The following is a 16,332-nucleotide window of genomic DNA, read 5'->3' as shown; positions in this document are numbered from 1 at the left end:
CTGCCGGTTGTCTAGGCCTTGAGCAGTTCGGCCAAGGGGATGAAGCGCACCGGACCACCGACGGCGAAGGTACGGTCCTCACGGATCTCCACCAGCCCATGGGCCCAGGCCGCCGTCTGCAGCACATTGGAGCCCTGGTTGCGATGGGGTACCGCCCGGCCATTTTCCAGGCGCGCCCGCTGGTATTCGCGGCGCGCACCGGCACGCGGCCAGTCGAACCCTGCCGGTACCTCGACGCTCAGCGGTGCCACGTCGATCTTGCCGGCCCGGCGCAGCAGATAGGGGCGTGCCAGCAGGCCGAAGGTCACCAGGGTGGACGCCGGATTGCCCGGCAGGCCGATCAGCGGGATACCACGAAAGCGTCCGCAGGTGAGCGGCTTGCCCGGCTTGAGCGCCAGCTTCCACAGGGTCAGCTCGCCTTCTTCGCGCAGGGCCTGGCCCAGATAGTCGGCCTCACCCACGGAGACACCGCCGGTGGAGAGGATCAGATCGGCCTGCAGCGCGCCCAGCCGCCTGCGGGTCTCGGCGAGATCGTCCGGCAGGATGCCCTGGTCCGACACCTCGCAACCCAGCCGCCGCAGCCAGCTGATGAGCAGGGCGCGATTGCTGTTGTAGATCTGCCCCGGACCGAGCGGCTGTCCGGGCGCCACGAGTTCATCGCCGGTGGACAGCACCGCGACCTTGAGGCGGCGAAAGACGTTCAGCTGGGCGCGCCCGAGGGACGCGGCGACCCCCAGCTCCGCCGGACCCAGAGCGGTACCGGCCGACAGCACCTCGTCACCCACCCGGACCTCGTTGCCGCGGCGGCGGATGTTGCGACCCGGCCGCAGCTGCTCGACGAAGCGCACCCGACCGTCGCCCAGCACCTCGGTGTTTTCCTGCATCTCCACGCAGTCGGCACCCGCCGGGACGGGCGCGCCGGTGAAGATGCGCGCACAGGTGCCCGGCTCCAGGGGCGCCGGTGCCTGGCCGGCGAAGATGCGCTGGGAGACCCGCAGCGGCTCGCCCTGCCAGTCGTCCAGGCGCAGGGCATAGCCGTCCATGGCACTGTTGTCCCACGGCGGGAGGTCCAGGTCGGCCACCAGGGGCGCGGCCAGGATGCGCCCGTCGGCGTTTTCCAGGGCCACCTGCTCATGGGGCAAGGGACCGTCTTCGGCTGCCAGGGCCAGCAGCCGGGCCAGGGCCTCTTCCAGCGACAGCAGGCTCATCCGCGCGGCCCGCAGGGCTCGGCCTGCTTGAGATGCGGCACGAAGTTGCAGGGGCGATGACGGTTGTCCAGTTGTTCGGCGAGGATGCCGTCCCAGGCGGTACGGCAGGCGTTGGTCGAACCCGGCAGGCAGCAGACCAGGGTGCCATTGGCGAGACCGGCCAGCGCCCGGGACTGGACGGTGGAGGTGCCGATGTCGGCCACGGAGATCTGGCGGAACAGCTCGCCGAAGCCATCCACCTGCTTGTCCAGCAGGCAGGCGACGGCTTCCGGGGTGCTGTCGCGACCGGTGAAGCCGGTCCCGCCGGTGATCAGCACCACCTGCACCTGGTCTTCGGCGATCCAGTGGGCGACCTGGGCGCGGATCCGGTAGAGGTCATCCTTGAGCAGCACGCGGTCGGCGAGGAAGTGACCGGCGGCCTCCAGGCGGTCGACGAACAGCTGACCCGAGGTATCGGTCTCGAAGGTGCGGGTGTCGCTGACCGTCAGGACAGCGATGTTCAGCGGTACGAAAACCGCCTCGGCTTTGTGGCTCATCTGGTTGGATTTCCGAAGAGTGCGAAGGAAAGGGTGCAGCGGAAGACCGCTGGACGGGCAACGGGTTTCCCAAATGGGGTGAGCATTGGACTGGCAGCGGCCGGAAGGTGGCCGCTCCGACAGTGAGGGTCACTGTTGACCCCGATCGGCGTGAAGGTCCGGGAAGGCTGCATCGTCACAGCCTAGAGGAAAAGCCGACGCCCCTTCAACCGAGAGGGCGCCGCTGGCGTGACCTAGCGCTGGCGTTGCTCGCCTTCGGCGTGAGTCTCCCACGTGATGGGACGCGGATCGGCGATGTCGTTGGCACCCTGACTGAAACGACCGTATTGCGGGGCGATGTTCGGGTCCTCTTCCCAGGTCGCCTGCTGGGTGAAGGTGCCGGCCTTGCGATCGAACGTGAGGAAATGCCGGGCCGTCTTCCCGCCCCAGTCCGCGGATGGCAGGGAGATGAAATCCACCTGGTACTGGTCGTCGGTCAGCCTGCCGTGCACCACGTAGACGCCATAGTGCTCTTCGCCGGGCGAGATGATCTTGTAGACGCCGTTGCTGTAGTAATAGAGGGTGGCGTCGGGATAGGGCTTCTTCTCGTAGAGCTTGTCGTAGAACAGCTTCTGCCGGACGGTCGGCTGGCCAAAGGTGATCTTGACCGATGGGGGTTCACCACCGCCGGCGCCAAAGGCGGGCAAGGCAGCCAGGGCCAACGCGGAAAGCAGCATCGTCTTCATCGTTTGCAAACTCCTTCTGGGCAGGGACTCCCCGCCACCGCGCGGCAGGAATCAAAGGTGTCTAGCACGCCCCTTTGCACGGGACGCGCTCGAGTCTAGCCCAGCAGTCCCGCCCGGATAAAGCCCGCCCTGGCCGGCCCCCGGCGGCGAAACCAGGCTAGGATGGACGCCCGATCCCGGCGTCCGAAAGCCCGAGGCCTCCTGCATGCCACTGCTCCCCTCTTCCATCCTCATCCTGGCCGGCGGTCGCGGCCAGCGCATGGGTGGGCGCGACAAGGGCCTGGTGGAGTGGCAGGGCCAGCCGCTGGTGGCCCAGGTGCAGGCCGCGGTACGGGCCCTGACCGATGACCTGGTGATCTCCTGCAATCGCAATGCAGAGCGCTATGCCCAGTGGGCCGATCAGCTGGTCGCCGATGCCGAACCGGACTTTCCCGGCCCCCTGGCCGGCATCCTCGCCGGGCTCGCCGTGGCGCGGCATGACTGGGTGCTGCTGCTGCCCTGCGATGCGCCGCGAATCGATGCCGCCCTCGCCCGCCAGCTGCTGACCGCAGCCCAGGCGAGCCAAGGCCCGGTGATGGCGCGCCAGGGCGGCTACTGGCAACCGCTGTTCAGCGCCCTGCCCAGGCGCCTGCTGCCCGCCTTGCGCCAGGCCTGGGCGGACGGCGAACGCAGCCCGCGCGGCGCCCTGCTGCCGCTGGGCCTGACCGCCGTGGAGTTCGCCGAAGACGATGGTCGTCTGGCCAACTTCAACGATCCCGCGGCCCTGGAAAACGCGCTCTGAGCCCGGCGATCCACCAGGCCAGAGGCCGTGACCCAGCGGTTCCGGGACGAACTCGGCCCCGCACCCGCGGTCCTAAGCCCGCTTGGTTGCCAAGAAAGGAGACCGTCACATGAACAAGCACCTGCTCCCCGCCGCCCTGCTGGTCGTCGCCAGCGCCCTGCTCGCCGGCTGCTCCACCCCCAGCGTCATCACCCTCAACGATGGCCGCGAGATCCAGGCCACCGACACGCCGAAGTACGATGACGACTCGGGTTTCTATACGTTCAAGCAGCTCGACGGCAAGCCGACCCGCATCAACAAGGACCAGGTTCGCACCATCAAGGAGCTCTGATTCCTGCCCGGCGCGATTTTTTTACCTAACCCCTTGTGCTTGCATGAGTTTTAGGTAGAATGCGCGCCATCCATTACGGAGCGTAGCGCAGCTTGGTAGCGCGTCTCGTTCGGGACGAGAAGGTCGCTGGTTCGAATCCAGTCGCTCCGACCAATCTGATCCGCAAGGATCACCCAAGGCCCGCCCAGTGCGGGCTTTGTCGTTTCTGGCGTCTGGCTATTTGCTCTGGCGGCGCTCGCCTCTTTTCTCTCCTGCACGACGGCTCCGGCAGGCGCTGGTCTTGGTCTCCGGCATGCCAAACCGGGAAACGGATGCCATGGTGGTGGATCGTCCGTGCGCCAGGAGGCGAGAAGATCAGCTGGCCCGACCCTGCCTGGACAGCGACAGACCCCCTACGGGCAGCCTCCCTATTTCAAGGCTTCAAGAGCCACCCTTGCTAGCGGAAGCGCAGCACGGAGCAGGCGGAACGCGCTGTCCAGGCTCCACGATGACAGCTGGCGCCTTACCGCCGCAGCAGGAAGGCACCGGCGTCTCCTGCAACGGCGCGGCTTGCCGCTCTTGCGCTGGCTTTCCCTGCCCTTCCGAAGCAAGCAGCCATGCGCGGTAGGCCTCACGACTGACCTGCCAGGCCGAGTGCAGGAACAGCGCGGCGATGGCCAGACCGACCAGGACGTCTGGCCACAGGCTGCCCGTGACAGCCACCAGGATGGCGGCCAGCACCACGCTGGTATTGGCGACCAGATCGTTCCGTGAACAGATCCAGGTGGACCTCATGTTCAGATCGTCCGCGCGATGGCTATACAGCAGATAGAAGCAGTAGGTGTTGGCGAGAAGCGCGACGAGTCCCACAGTGCCCATCCAGTCCGCCTGGGGCACCTCCTGCAGCATCACCTTGTGTACGGCGTCTGCGATCACCAGCACGCCGAACACCAGCATGAACCCACCTTTCACCAAGGCAGCACCGGCGCGGGCGCTATCGCTGCGATGCAGCACGAACAGCGTCAAGGCATAGACCGAGGCATCGCCGAACATATCCAGAGAATCCCCCAGCAGCGCGGTGGAACCCGAAAGCCAACCGGCGGCGAACTCAACCAGGAACATCACGGCATTAATCGCCAGCACACTGTAGAGGACGCGACTCTGGCGACTCCGTAGCTGAGCCAGCTCACCGGCCTTGTTTTCGCAGCAACTGTCCACGGCACCCTCTCCGCAACGCTCAAGATTTGGCTTAGGCTGAGGGTTATAGTCGCTATAGGGTCAATGCCATGAACGCATCTGCCTATACCATCGGTCAGCTAGCCAAGGCCACGGATACCAAGACCGTCACCATCCGCTACTACGAAAAGGAAGGCTTGCTGCCGACTTCGACGCGCTCCGCGTCCGGCTACCGACTGTACGGCCCAGCCGAGCGGGATCGGCTGCTTTTCGTCAGACGTGCCCGCCGCCTGGGCTTCAGCCTGGAGGAAGTCCGCGAGCTACTCGGCCTGGCGGATCGGCGGCAGGCGCCTTGCGATGCCGTGGATAGTCTGGTGGCAGGACACCTGCAGCAGGTGCGGCAGCGGCTCGCCGATCTGCGCGCCTTGGAAGGCGAATTGCAGCGGCTGTTGGCGTGCTGCCAGGGCGGGACCATAGCGGAATGCCGGATCATCGAGTCATTGGCAGGTACGCCGAAGCATGGGGCTTTGGCGCCCTAGCCAAAAGGGGCAGCCACCTGCGCGCTTACGCCCCAAAGCCCGCCGAGCGCGGGCTTTGTCGTTTCCGGGGTTGGCTTTTACACCCCGCAGTAGCGCAGCCCTCCCCCGCTCTACCGCCGACTCAACGCCAGCTTGGCGGCGAACAACAGAAAGACCACCCCCGTCACCCGGTCCAGCCAGCGGATCACCGCCGCCTTGCGCAAGGCTTCGCCGAGGGTGCGAGTGGCGCCGATCAGGGTCAGGGACCAGAGCAGGCCCAGCGCCACATGGATAGCGACCAGGCCGAAGGTCCAGGCGATCAGGGGTTGGCCCTGGGGAATGAACTGGGGCAGGAAGGATACATAGAAGATGCCGACCTTGGGATTGAGCACATTGCCCAGCATCCCCTTGAGAAACCAGTTGGAGCCTGTGCCGCCCTCGCCTGTCGCGGGTGCGATGGCGTCACGGGGGCGCAGCAGCAGGTTGAGGCCGAGCCAGCAGAGGTAGGCAGCGCCACAATACTTCAGCAGCGTATAGGCCAGTTCCGAGACCGCCAGCAGCGCGCCCAGGCCGAAGGCCACGGCGGCGCCCCAGAGCAGGCAGCCGGCATTGATTCCCAGGGCGGCATGCCAGGCCTGGGCGCGGCCTTCGACGGCGGCGGTGCGCAGGATCAGCGCGGTGTCGAGGCCCGGAGTGATGGTGAGCAAAGACGCGGCCAGGGTGAAGGCCAGCAGGTTGTCAACGAGGGGCATGATGGGACTCGTTCCGGCTGGATAGGCTGGAAACGGTAGCACGGGCCGGAACGGCGATCAGCCTGCTCCGGCACCGCGATGGCCGCCCACAGGCGGCCATGCCGAGGCTCAGCCGGCGGCGCGGAAGGCGGGTTCCTGGTCGGCAATGTAGCGAGCGGCGGCGCGGCGGGCTTCCAGCTCGAAGGCCTGGGGATTGCGATCGACGATGCGCTCCAGGGTCCCGCGGGCGATGCCGTCGGCCTCGAAGTCGGTGCGACACTGCAGGGCACCGGCGTGGCAGACGTTGCGCTCGACCGCCTCGATCAGGCCACCGGCACGCAGGCTCTTGACGATGTTATGGGGCAGGCGACGGCTACGACGCAGCGCGGCGGTGGCCATGGCCAGGACGTCGAGGATCTCGTTTTCCACCGGGGTGAAGGGACCGTTGCCAAGCTTGCCCTTCTGCATCAGGTAGCGGCGCGAGAGCAGATTGCCCTGGCGTTCGAGGGCTTCTCTGGCCACTAGGTCGAGGCGACCGCGGCTTTCCAGGCTGCGCTCCAGCGCAATGAGAAATTCCCAATCGGTGATCTGAGAAATCTGGGTGATGACTGCGTCCATGAAGCGCTCCTTGCCAGTCGGGAATAGATGGCACATTGATAGCGTTCAGCGCTTTTGGTTCCCTGCAACCCAGGCATGCCGACGGACGTCATATCATTTGGCCACTCGAAACGGGGCACTGCCGACGAGCGCGTCTATTCGGGGGACGAAAGGAGGCATGACCCGCCCAAGGCGGCAGGCCGGCACGGGCAAGTCGCGCCACCCATGAAGCAGGAACCTAGCGACGCGGCAGCAGGCTCTCGACCAGTTGACTGAGATCGGCCACGCTCCAGGGCTTGGGCAGGAAGGCCGCGCGGCGTGGCAGGATGGCGAGATCCTGGTCGATGTAGCCGGAGATGATGATAAACGGCACCGTGGGCCAACTGACGGCGGCGAGCTGGGCGAACGCCAGGCCGTCCAGCATGCCCGGCACGTTGACATCAGCGATGACCATCTTGGTATCGCTGCCGCGGGTATCCATATGGGCCAGGGCCTCATCACTGGAAGCGACCGCCACGACATCCAGGCCCTGTTCGGTGAGGATTTCGGTCAGCAGCTCGCGCTGCCCCGGATCATCTTCCAGAACAAGAATTTGTCTTTGTATTTCAAGGCTTCTCGGCTTCATGGCAGGTCAGACAGCGGAGGTTGGAGAGGTTCTCCGGAAACTTACCTAACGGTCACCCCAGGCAGGTGAGCGGTACGCTGGCAAATGGCCGCCAAAGCCACGCCACGCCTGGCTTTCAGCCTCGAAAACGGTGATGCCAGACGGCCTCGCGAGGGGCACAAATGAAGTTTTTCCGCCGCTTGGCTGTCTGAGGGCCAAGACGCCCAATTTTGCCTGCGCAAGGATTCCGCCCCCGTGAGCCAGAAGCACCCACCCCGCAAGGCGCGGGTCGACAATTCCGCGACGAGCGATGTCTCGCACGAAGGCAAGAACATCTTCTTCGCCGCCGTGGAAACCACGCGGATGCCGATGCTGATCACCGATCCCAACCAGCCGGACAACCCCATCCTCTTCGCCAACAATGCCTTCACCGAGATGACCGGCTACCAGGTGGACGAGCTGCTGGGGCGCAACTGCCGTTTCCTGCAGGGCCCGGAAACGGATCGCTCGGTGGTCGCCCAGGTTCGTGAGGCGGTGGAGCAGGAGCGCGAGATCTCGGTGGAGATCATCAACTATCGCAAGGACGGCTCTACCTTCTGGAACGCGCTGTTCGTCTCGCCGGTGTACAACGATGCGGGCGAACTGACCTACTACTTTGCCTCCCAGCTGGATGTCAGTCGCCGTCGCGACGCCGAGGACGCCCTGCGCCAGGCGCAGAAGATGGAAGCGCTCGGCCAGCTCACCGGCGGGATCGCCCACGACTTCAACAACCTGCTGCAGGTGATGATGGGCTATATCGACATCATCCAGCGCACTGCGGAGAAGACCAGCTTCGATCAGGATCGCATCGTCCGCAGCGCCACCCACGCCAAGTCAGCGGCCGAACGCGCCAGCACCCTTACCCAGCAACTCCTGGCCTTCTCGCGCAAGCAGAAGCTCGAAGGCCGGGTGCTCAACCTGAACAACCTTATTCGATCCTCCCACGAGTTGGCCGAGCGGACCCTGGGCGACGTGGAGATCCGCACCCAGCTGGACCCCGAGCTGTGGAATTGCCGCATCGATCCTACCCAGGCCGAGGTAGCGCTGCTCAACATCCTGATCAACGCCCGCGATGCCCTCGCGGATCGGCCACGGCCCAGCGTGGGTATCGAGACGCGCAACGTCGAGGTGCGCGAGCTGGCGAACATGTCCTACGACGGCCTCATGCCCGGTCGCTATGTCAGCCTGGCGATCACCGACAACGGCCATGGCATGCCCGCCAGCATCCGCAACCGGGTGATGGATCCCTTCTTCACCACCAAGGAAGAAGGCAAGGGCTCGGGCCTCGGACTGTCGATGGTCTACGGCTTCGCCAAGCAATCCGGTGGCACGGTACGCATCTATTCGGAAGAGGACGTCGGTACCACCCTGCGCCTGTACTTCCCGGTGGATGACAGCCTCATCACCCATCAGCAAAAGGAGCAGCGCTCGGAGCGCCGCAACGGCACGGAACGCATCCTCATAGTGGAGGACCGCCCCGATGTCGCCGAGCTGGCCAAGCTGGTGCTGGAGGACTATGGCTACACGGCGCAGATCACCTTCAACGCCAGCGAAGCCCTGCGGGTGCTGCGGGAAAGCGAGCAGCCGTTCGATCTGCTGTTCACCGACCTGATCATGCCCGGCGGCATGAACGGCGTGATGCTGGCACGCGAGGTGAAACGGCTGTTACCAGGCATCAAGGTGCTACTCACCACCGGCTACGCCGAAAATTCCCTGGAGCGTACCGACATCGGTGGTTCGGAATTCGACGTGATCTCCAAGCCCTATATCCCCAACGATCTGGCGCGCAAGGTGCGCCGGGTACTGGATGGGCCCAACGGGATAGCCTGATACCCAGCTGGGCTCGCCAGTGCCTGGCGGCCTGGCGCAGCTGTGCTGTATCGGAGTGGCCGGAGTCGAGCCAGGATATTAGACTTACAATCAAATCAGTGCGGATCCTGTATCCGCCTTCTCCCGCCGTCGACTCGCGGCGTGACGTCATCACTGCCTGCACCTTGCCGCCAGATTCTCGGGTTTGCCCGGAGCTCAGGCTGGGCCGCGTTCATGCTGTCCCTTTCGCTTCCGCCACCTCGAGGTCCGGTTACCCATGAATTCCCCTAGCCCGTCTATTATCGCGACAGGCAATACCGGCCTGGATCAGGTGTTGCGTGGTGGTTTGCCCCGCGATCGCCTCTATTTGCTCGAGGGTACACCGGGATCGGGCAAGACCACCCTGGGCCTCCAGTTCCTCTTCGAAGGCGTGCGCCAGGGCGAGTCGGTGCTGTACATCACCCTGTCGGAAACCAGCGAGGAATTGCAGAGCGTGGCCGAATCCCACGGCTGGAGTCTGGACGGCGTAGCGCTGTTCGAACTATCCGCCGCCGATGCCGTGCTAGGCGGTGCGCAGGAGCAGACCATCCTGCATCCCTGGGAATCCGAGCTAGGCGACACCATTGAGCTGATCCAGGCGCGAGTGGACGAACTCAAGCCGAGTCGGCTGGTGTTCGATAGCCTTTCCGAGATGCGCCTGCTGGCCCAGGACGCCTTGCGCTACCGGCGCCAGGTCCTGGCGCTCAAGCAATTCTTCGCCGGGCGCGGCATCACGGTGTTGCTGGTGGACGACCTGACCACCAGCCCGGGGGGGCGTGACAACCACTTGCACAGCCTTTGCCACGGGGTGCTGACCCTGGAACGCCTGACCCTGGACTTCGGTGCCGCCCGTCGTCGCCTGCAGGTGCAGAAGTTGCGTGGCCGGGATTTCATCGCCGGCTATCACGACTTCACCATCCGCCGCGGTGGGCTGGAGATCTATCCGCGGATGATCGCCGCAGGGCGCTACGAGGAATTCCTCGGCGCGGTCGTCCCCAGCGACATCGCGGATCTGGACGCGCTGCTGCACGGCGGGCCCTTGCGCGGCACCAGCACCCTGATCACCGGTCCGGCCGGTGCCGGCAAGACGACGCTCGCCCTGCAGTTTGTGATGGCTGCCTGCGGCCGCGGGGAAAGATGTGCCATCTACGAATTCGACGAGCGTATCGGCACCCTGCTCAAGCGTGCGGAAAGCATGGGGATGCCGTTGCTGCGCTATATCGAAGAAGGTCTGCTGGTGGTCCATCAGATTCATCCCGCCGAGTTGTCTCCGGGCGAATTCGCCTGGCGCGTACGGCAGGACGTCGAGGAGAACAACTGCCGGATGCTGGTGCTGGACAGCCTCAATGGCTACCTCGCCGCCATGCCGCAGGAGCAGCAGTTGATCCTGCAGTTGCACGAATTGCTCGCCTACCTGAGCCAGTCCGGGGTGGTGACCTTTCTCATCAATCCCCAGCATGGTCTGGTCGGCTCCATGACCTCCAATCTGGATATCTCCTACATCGCCGATACGGTGGTGCTGGTCCGCTTCTTCGAGGCGCATGGCCGTCTGCGCAAGGCCATTTCTATCCTCAAGCACCGCGGTGGCGGTCACGAGGACGCGATTCGGGAATTGCGCATCGACACTAGAGGTATCCGGGTGGGTCAGCCGCTGGTGGACTTCCGCGGGGTGCTGACCGGCACCCCGGAATACTTCGGTGCCAGGCAGCCCCTGATGGAAGAGCGCGATTGACCGAGTCCAAGACGCCTGCCTGCGAGCTCATCATCTGCGCCCCGCTCCGCGGTGACGCGGCCAACCTGCAGCGGCTTTTCACCCAGGGCTATCTCACCCGTTACCTGTCCACCCTGGACGAGGTCGCGGCTGCCATGGGCGAAGACACCGGCATCATCGTCTTCACCGAGGAAGCCCTGCGTCAGGACATGGCCTCCCTCGCGGCGGCGCTGGAGCAGCAGCGGGCCTGGTCGGATATCCCGCTGGTATTGCTGGCGTCCGACGCCAAGCGTTCGGGGCGCGGCAACGATCTCCTGCGCCGACAATTGCCAGCGGCGACCACCAACCTGGTCATCCTCGAACGGCCGCTGAGTGGCGCCTCGCTCCTGAGCAGCGTCGCGGCGGCCTGGCGCTCGCGCCTGCGTCAGTTCGAGATGCGCGACCGCCTCGCCGAACTCGCCCAGGAGCGCGAACGCCTGCAGACGCTCCTGGAGAATCTGCCAGTCGGAGTGTGCTTCATGGATACCGAGGGTCGGACCCTGGTCAGCAATCCTCTCTATGATCAGTACGTACCGGGTCAGCACATTCCTTCCCGGCAGCCCGAGGAGGTGGTGCGCTGGACCGCGCTCGACGACAGTGGCCGATTGCTGCCACCCGAGCGCTTTCCAGGCGCGCGGGCGCTGGGTGGTGAGCGGGTCAAGGGTCAGGACTTCTATCACACCAGCACAATCGGCGAGGAATCCTGGCTACGGGTGAGCGCGGTGCCGTTGCATGACGCCGGTCAGCAGATCATCGGGGCGACCACGGTGATCGCCGATGTCAGCGATGAGAAGCGCGCCGAACTGGCGTTGCGTCGCTTCAACGAGGAACTGGAACTCCAGGTCGAGGAGCGCACCCGCACCCTGGCCCTCACCCTCAGCGAATTGCAGCGGGAAACCGCCGAACGCAGTCGCGCCGAGGAACAGCTCCGCCAATCGTTGAAGATGGAAGCGGTCGGCCAGCTCACGGGCGGTATCGCCCATGACTTCAACAACATGCTCACCGGGGTGCTGGGCGCCCTGGATTTGATGAAGATCAAGAACAAGGGACAGCTCGCAGGCCTGGAGCGGTACATGGAGGCCGCGCAGTACTCGGCGCACCGGGCGGCAGCCCTTACCCAGCGGCTGCTGGCCTTTTCCCGCCGGCAGTCGCTGGAATCCCGGCCGATGTCCGCCAACGAGCTGATCCTGGCGCTGCAGGAACTGCTGCAGCGCACCGTGAGCGAACAGATCTCCGTGAGGCTGGCGCTGGGCGATGACCTGCCCTGGATCCTGGCCGATGCCAACCAGTTGGAGAATGCCCTGCTCAACCTGGTGATCAACGCCCGGGATGCCATGCCGGATGGCGGTGTGGTGACCCTGACGACCTCGCTGCTGACGGTCACCGAGCCAGGGATCGAAGACGATGCCCTGGCGCCGGGTGACTATGTCTGCATCGAGGTGCGGGACACCGGCACCGGTATTCCGGAGCGACTGCTGGACAAGGTGCTCGAACCCTTCTTCACTACCAAGCCCCAGGGCCAGGGTACCGGCCTGGGGCTGTCGATGGTCTATGGCTTCGCCCGGCAGAGCAATGGCCGTCTCACCCTTGCCAGCGATGCCAGCGGGACGCAGGTCTGCGTCTTTCTGCCGACGGCCGAGCAGCGCCGAGAGCCGCAGCGGCCCGAACCGGCGGAGCTCGCCCAGGGCGCCGGACAGACCATCCTCCTGGTGGAGGACGACGTCGCGGTCCGGCTGGTCAATCAGGAAGCCCTGGAAGCCCTGGGTTATCGGGTGTGGAGCGCAGCCGAAGGCAAGGCCGCGTTGCGGCTGCTGGATCAGATTCCCCAGCTGGACCTGCTGGTGACCGATGTCGGTCTGCCGGGTCTCAACGGTCGCCAGCTGGCGGAGGTCATCCAGCAGCTCAGGCCGCGGCTGCCGGTGCTGTTCCTTACCGGCTACGCCGAAGGTGCGCTCAGTAGGAATTCCTTCCTGGGTGGTAACATGGAGTTGATGACCAAGCCCTTCACCCTGGACCAGTTGGCCGCGCAGGTGGCCGCCATGCTGGCCGGGTCCGCCAATCGGGCAGTGGTGCCCTCCTGAGGTCGGCGCCGCCCCGCGACCAGACCAAGGCACCCATGACCACCCAGATCCGCCCCGCCCACCGCGAAGACGCCACCCGCATCCACGAACTGATCGTCGAACTGGCCGACTATGAAAAGGCCGTCCACGAGGTACTGGCCAGCCCGGCCCAGATCGAGGCCACGCTGTTCGCCGCCGATACTCCGACCCGGGCGCTGGTCGCCGAGCACGAGGGCGCGGTAGTGGGCTATGCCGTGTACTTCTACAGCTATTCCACCTGGCTGGGCCGCAACGGCATCTACCTGGAGGACCTCTATGTGAGCCCCAGCGCCCGCGGCACCGGCCTGGGCAAGGGGCTGCTGCGCGAACTGGCTCGGGAGGCGGTGGCCAACGACTGCGGCCGCCTGGAATGGAGCGTGCTGGACTGGAACACCCCGGCCATCGACTTCTATGAAAGCCTGGGCGCCGAGGCGCAGGGCGAGTGGGTGCGCTATCGCCTGGACGGTGCGGCGCTACGGGATTTCGCGGAAAGCGGCCGGTAGGTTTTCGCAGGTTGGGTTGAGCGCCAGCGAAGCCCAACACCGCCAACCTTGGGCTTCGACGATACCGCCGTCTCAACCCAACCCAAGGTGATCGCGACCGCGCCTGCGTAGGCCCGGCCCCCTCTCCCAGAGGGAGAGGGAGTTGTCCGAGTGAGGATCAGGTCTTTTCCGGTCCTGAAAAATCGCCAGCGACTGGCATAAGCCGGTCCGCATCTGCGGACCACCGGACCGCCCTGACCGTTACCCGTTACCGATCCGCCAGCTCCACCTGGGCCGGGCGGCGCTGCATCAGCACCTTGCCGTTACGGATGGAATACAGCGGCAGGCCCTGGCTGCGGACCATCTCGTAGTCGCTGTCGGCGGACAGCACCAGCAGGTTGGCTGGCCGCCCCTCCTCCAGGCCATAGCGGTCGCCCAGGCACAGCGCCTTGGCACTGTTCACCGTGACCAGGTCCAGCGCCGATTGCAGGTTGCGATAGCCGAGCATGTGGCAGATGTGCAGCCCCGCCTCCAGCACGCGCAGGATGTTGCCGTTGCCCAGCGGATACCAGGGATCGACGATGGAATCCTGGGCGAAGCAGACGTTCAGGCCGGCCTCCAGCAACTCATTGACCCGGGTCACGCCACGGCGCTTGGGAAAGCTGTCAAAGCGGCCCTGCAGGTGGATGCTCTCGGTCGGGCAGGAGATGAAGTTGATGCCGGCATGGGTCAGCAGGCGGAACAGCTTGGCGCAGTAGGCGTTGTCGTAGGAACCCATGGCGGTGGTGTGGCTGGCGGTGACCCGGTCGCCCATACCGCGGCTGCGCGCCTCTTCGGCCAGTACCTCGAGAAAGCGCGAGTGGGGATCGTCGGTCTCGTCGCAATGGACGTCCACCAGGCAGCCGGTGCGCTCGGCCAGGTCCATGAGGAATTTCACCGAGCTCACGCCCTGGTCGCGGGTGTATTCGAAGTGCGGGATGCCGCCGACCACATCGGCGCCCAGGCGGATCGACTCCTCCATCAGCTCGCGCCCGTTCTTGAAGGACTCGATGCCCTCCTGGGGAAAGGCGACGATCTGCAGGTCGATCAGGTGGCTGGTTTCCTCGCGCACCTCCAGCATAGCCTTGAGCGCGGCGAGCGAGGGATCGGTGACATCGACATGGGTACGCACGTGCTGGATGCCGTGAGCGGCCAGGGCGCGGATGGTGCGCGTGGCGCGGGTCTTGGTGTCTTCCTGGGTGATGGTGGCCTTGCGCTCGCCCCAGCATTCGATGCCTTCGAACAGGGTGCCGCTCATGTTCCAGCGCGGCTCGCCGGCGGTCAGGGTGGCATCGAGGTGGATATGCGGCTCGACGAAGGGCGGCACCACCAGGTTGCCGCCGGCGTCGAGGTCGTCCGGCCCCACCGCGGGAGGCATGAGTTGCTCGGCGATGGCGGCGATGCGTCCGCCTTCGAGGCGGATGTCGTACAGGCCTTCGCGGTCACGCAGGCGGGCGTTGAGGATGCGCATGGTCGATCTCCTAGAGCGAAGCGGGGGCGGCGGTACGACGACCGCGACTCAGGCCATTGAACACGCCATAGCCGAGCGCCGCCACCCCGATGCCCACCAGGGGCGCGACCCAGGGTGAGCCGAAGGCGGCGACGGTGCCCAGCCCATAGGCGGCCAGACCCGGCCAGTTGTAGTGCGGCAGGCGGGCCTCGGCGAGCAGCGGATAGCGGCCGCGGTGGCGCAGCCAGAAGTCGGCGACGATCACCCCGCCGATGGGCGGGATCACCGTGCCGAGCAGGACCAGATAGGGCACCAGCAGGTCGTACATGCCCAGCAGCGCCAGGGCGGTGCCGATCAGGGCGCCAGCCAGGGTCACCGTCTTGCGGCGGCTGGTGCGCACCAGGTTGCAGCCGGCCACGGCGAAGTTGTAGATGGTGTTGTCCTGGGTGCTCCAGATGTTGAGCAGCAGCATGGCCAGGGCGGCGGTGGCGAAGCCCTGCAGCATCAGCACCTCGACCACGTCCGGTTGCTGGTAGACGATGGCGCCATAGGCGCCGATCAGCACCATCAGGCCGTTGCCGAGGAAGAAGCCGATCAGGCTGGCCAGTACCGCCACCCGGGTGGAGCGGGCGAAGCGCGTCCAGTTGGTGGCCTGGGTGGCACCACTGACGAAGGTGCCGAATACCAGGGTGATGGCGGTGGACAGGTCCAGGCTGCTGCTGGGCTGGATCGCCAGCAGGCCGGCCAGGCCACCGGCCTTGGCGGTGGTCACGCTCATGGACAGGATCAGCAGCAGCGCCATGGCCGGCACGGCGATCCAGGAGAGGATCTCCAGACCCCGGTAGCCGATGTAGGCGGTGGCGCAGAAGCCCAGGCCGAACACCGCCATCAGCGCCAGCACCGCGCCCTGCTCCAGGCCGAAGTACTTGCCCAGCACCACGGCGGCGGTGGCCGTACCCCAGGCGTACCAGCCGATCTGGGTGAAGCCGAGGATGAGGTCGCACAGCTTGCTGCCGCGCTCGCCGAAGGCGAAGCGCCCCATCAGCACCGAGTTGAGGCCGCTGCGACAGGCGATATGGCCAAGGGCCGCGGCATAGAGACCCAGCAGCAGATTGCCGAGGGCGATCACCAGCAGCAGGTCCGCGAAACCGAAGGCCACCCCCAGCTTGCCACCGGCGAACATGGTGGCGGTGAAGAAGGTGAAGCCCAGCAGCACCATGGCCAGGGAGGCCAGCCCCTTGCGGGCGTGGGGCGGGACTTCGCTCAGGGGATAGTCGTTGCCGGCGTTGCTCATAAGGGACTCCTCGAGATGGACGTGCCTGTCCTGTAGCAGCGCCCATGCCAGACCCTGCCAAGGGGCGTGACAGAGCCCGGGGTCCTGTACCGAATCCATTACCGGGGCCCGCCTTTGGTGCAAGGCAGCGCGCCGTGCCTTGGCC

At 65.8% G+C, this 16,332-nt stretch carries 16 protein-coding genes and 1 tRNA gene; 8 read left to right on the top strand and 9 right to left on the bottom strand.

The window, feature by feature from the left end; all coding sequences use genetic code 11:
• Positions 1–11 precede the first annotated feature (11 nt).
• The 3 genes from PVZ77_RS21280 to PVZ77_RS21270 all read right to left on the bottom strand — a co-directional run bounded on the left by PVZ77_RS21280 (position 12) and on the right by PVZ77_RS21270 (position 2,469).
• Positions 12–1,208, bottom strand: a complete 1,197-nt coding sequence (locus PVZ77_RS21280; protein ID WP_273809396.1) for a molybdopterin molybdotransferase MoeA — start codon at positions 1,206–1,208, stop codon at positions 12–14.
• Positions 1,205–1,744: a molybdenum cofactor biosynthesis protein B gene (gene moaB, locus PVZ77_RS21275; RefSeq protein ID WP_007162868.1), complete on the bottom strand. Its 540-nt coding sequence runs from the start codon at positions 1,742–1,744 to the stop codon at positions 1,205–1,207. The genes PVZ77_RS21280 and moaB overlap by 4 nt, the downstream gene beginning before the upstream one ends.
• Before the next feature lie 233 nt (positions 1,745–1,977).
• Positions 1,978–2,469 (bottom strand): hypothetical protein, encoded by a 492-nt coding sequence (locus tag PVZ77_RS21270; protein WP_273809394.1) that lies wholly within the window; start codon positions 2,467–2,469, stop codon positions 1,978–1,980.
• A 205-nt stretch (positions 2,470–2,674) separates the two neighbouring features.
• Here PVZ77_RS21270 and mobA point away from each other — a divergent pair, with 205 nt between their 5' ends.
• The 3 genes from mobA to PVZ77_RS21255 all read left to right on the top strand — a co-directional run bounded on the left by mobA (position 2,675) and on the right by PVZ77_RS21255 (position 3,734).
• A complete protein-coding gene (gene mobA / locus PVZ77_RS21265) occupies positions 2,675–3,250 on the top strand; it encodes a molybdenum cofactor guanylyltransferase MobA (RefSeq protein WP_273809393.1) in 576 nt (191 codons plus the stop codon).
• A 109-nt stretch (positions 3,251–3,359) separates the two neighbouring features.
• Complete coding sequence (locus PVZ77_RS21260; protein ID WP_059314378.1) at positions 3,360–3,581, top strand: YgdI/YgdR family lipoprotein; 222 nt, start codon at positions 3,360–3,362, stop codon at positions 3,579–3,581.
• Between the two features lie 76 nt (positions 3,582–3,657).
• Positions 3,658–3,734: transfer RNA gene (locus PVZ77_RS21255), tRNA-Pro, on the top strand.
• Between the two features lie 267 nt (positions 3,735–4,001).
• Here the strand turns inward: PVZ77_RS21255 and PVZ77_RS21250 are convergent.
• Positions 4,002–4,778, bottom strand: a complete 777-nt coding sequence (locus PVZ77_RS21250) for a cation transporter (RefSeq protein ID WP_273809390.1) — start codon at positions 4,776–4,778, stop codon at positions 4,002–4,004.
• Positions 4,779–4,846: 68 nt separating this feature from the next.
• Between PVZ77_RS21250 and PVZ77_RS21245 the strand changes: the two genes are divergently transcribed.
• Complete coding sequence (locus tag PVZ77_RS21245) at positions 4,847–5,275, top strand: MerR family transcriptional regulator (protein WP_273809389.1); 429 nt, start codon at positions 4,847–4,849, stop codon at positions 5,273–5,275.
• Between the two features lie 110 nt (positions 5,276–5,385).
• Here PVZ77_RS21245 and PVZ77_RS21240 read toward each other — a convergent pair whose 3' ends face one another.
• The 3 genes from PVZ77_RS21240 to PVZ77_RS21230 all read right to left on the bottom strand — a co-directional run bounded on the left by PVZ77_RS21240 (position 5,386) and on the right by PVZ77_RS21230 (position 7,207).
• Positions 5,386–6,006 (bottom strand): LysE family translocator, encoded by a 621-nt coding sequence (locus tag PVZ77_RS21240; protein ID WP_273809388.1) that lies wholly within the window; start codon positions 6,004–6,006, stop codon positions 5,386–5,388.
• Positions 6,007–6,114: 108 nt separating this feature from the next.
• Positions 6,115–6,603: a hypothetical protein gene (locus PVZ77_RS21235; protein WP_273809387.1), complete on the bottom strand. Its 489-nt coding sequence runs from the start codon at positions 6,601–6,603 to the stop codon at positions 6,115–6,117.
• 217 nt (positions 6,604–6,820) lie between these two features.
• Positions 6,821–7,207, bottom strand: a complete 387-nt coding sequence (locus PVZ77_RS21230; RefSeq protein WP_273809385.1) for a response regulator — start codon at positions 7,205–7,207, stop codon at positions 6,821–6,823.
• A 234-nt stretch (positions 7,208–7,441) separates the two neighbouring features.
• Between PVZ77_RS21230 and PVZ77_RS21225 the strand changes: the two genes are divergently transcribed.
• The 4 genes from PVZ77_RS21225 to PVZ77_RS21210 all read left to right on the top strand — a co-directional run bounded on the left by PVZ77_RS21225 (position 7,442) and on the right by PVZ77_RS21210 (position 13,425).
• Positions 7,442–9,055 carry a hybrid sensor histidine kinase/response regulator gene (locus tag PVZ77_RS21225; RefSeq protein WP_273809384.1) on the top strand — a complete coding sequence of 538 codons (1,614 nt, stop codon included), beginning with the start codon at positions 7,442–7,444 and terminating at the stop codon, positions 9,053–9,055.
• Positions 9,056–9,311: 256 nt separating this feature from the next.
• Positions 9,312–10,805, top strand: coding sequence for an ATPase domain-containing protein (locus PVZ77_RS21220; RefSeq protein WP_273809383.1), 1,494 nt, complete (start codon positions 9,312–9,314; stop codon positions 10,803–10,805).
• Complete coding sequence (locus tag PVZ77_RS21215) at positions 10,802–12,904, top strand: ATP-binding protein (protein ID WP_273809381.1); 2,103 nt, start codon at positions 10,802–10,804, stop codon at positions 12,902–12,904. Before PVZ77_RS21220 ends, PVZ77_RS21215 begins: the two co-directional genes overlap by 4 nt.
• A gap of 35 nt (positions 12,905–12,939) precedes the next feature.
• Positions 12,940–13,425: a GNAT family N-acetyltransferase gene (locus PVZ77_RS21210; protein ID WP_273809379.1), complete on the top strand. Its 486-nt coding sequence runs from the start codon at positions 12,940–12,942 to the stop codon at positions 13,423–13,425.
• 247 nt (positions 13,426–13,672) lie between these two features.
• Here the strand turns inward: PVZ77_RS21210 and codA are convergent, their stop codons facing one another.
• Both codA and codB read right to left on the bottom strand, forming a co-directional pair.
• On the bottom strand, positions 13,673–14,914 hold the full coding sequence (gene codA, locus PVZ77_RS21205; RefSeq protein ID WP_273809378.1) for a cytosine deaminase: 1,242 nt from the start codon (positions 14,912–14,914) through the stop codon (positions 13,673–13,675).
• Positions 14,915–14,924: 10 nt separating this feature from the next.
• Positions 14,925–16,187, bottom strand: coding sequence for a cytosine permease (gene codB, locus PVZ77_RS21200; RefSeq protein ID WP_273809376.1), 1,263 nt, complete (start codon positions 16,185–16,187; stop codon positions 14,925–14,927).
• Positions 16,188–16,332: the final 145 nt, after the last annotated feature.

It is taken from the genome of Pseudomonas sp. SHLD1, from assembly GCF_028640935.1.
Classification (GTDB): domain Bacteria; phylum Pseudomonadota; class Gammaproteobacteria; order Pseudomonadales; family Pseudomonadaceae; genus Chryseomonas; species Chryseomonas aestiva.
Note: the sequence above shows the minus strand (reverse complement) of the source record. Positions and strands in the feature narration are given on the sequence as shown.

Coding starts and splice junctions, on each gene's coding strand:
- PVZ77_RS21280 (WP_273809396.1), bottom strand. CDS start 1,208: ATGAGCCTGCTGTCGCTGGAAGAGGCCCTGGCCCGGCTGCTGGCCCTG.
- moaB (WP_007162868.1), bottom strand. CDS start 1,744: ATGAGCCACAAAGCCGAGGCGGTTTTCGTACCGCTGAACATCGCTGTC.
- PVZ77_RS21270 (WP_273809394.1), bottom strand. CDS start 2,469: ATGAAGACGATGCTGCTTTCCGCGTTGGCCCTGGCTGCCTTGCCCGCC.
- mobA (WP_273809393.1), top strand. CDS start 2,675: ATGCCACTGCTCCCCTCTTCCATCCTCATCCTGGCCGGCGGTCGCGGC.
- PVZ77_RS21260 (WP_059314378.1), top strand. CDS start 3,360: ATGAACAAGCACCTGCTCCCCGCCGCCCTGCTGGTCGTCGCCAGCGCC.
- PVZ77_RS21245 (WP_273809389.1), top strand. CDS start 4,847: ATGAACGCATCTGCCTATACCATCGGTCAGCTAGCCAAGGCCACGGAT.
- PVZ77_RS21240 (WP_273809388.1), bottom strand. CDS start 6,006: ATGCCCCTCGTTGACAACCTGCTGGCCTTCACCCTGGCCGCGTCTTTG.
- PVZ77_RS21235 (WP_273809387.1), bottom strand. CDS start 6,603: ATGGACGCAGTCATCACCCAGATTTCTCAGATCACCGATTGGGAATTT.
- PVZ77_RS21230 (WP_273809385.1), bottom strand. CDS start 7,207: ATGAAGCCGAGAAGCCTTGAAATACAAAGACAAATTCTTGTTCTGGAA.
- PVZ77_RS21220 (WP_273809383.1), top strand. CDS start 9,312: ATGAATTCCCCTAGCCCGTCTATTATCGCGACAGGCAATACCGGCCTG.
- PVZ77_RS21210 (WP_273809379.1), top strand. CDS start 12,940: ATGACCACCCAGATCCGCCCCGCCCACCGCGAAGACGCCACCCGCATC.
- codA (WP_273809378.1), bottom strand. CDS start 14,914: ATGCGCATCCTCAACGCCCGCCTGCGTGACCGCGAAGGCCTGTACGAC.
- codB (WP_273809376.1), bottom strand. CDS start 16,187: ATGAGCAACGCCGGCAACGACTATCCCCTGAGCGAAGTCCCGCCCCAC.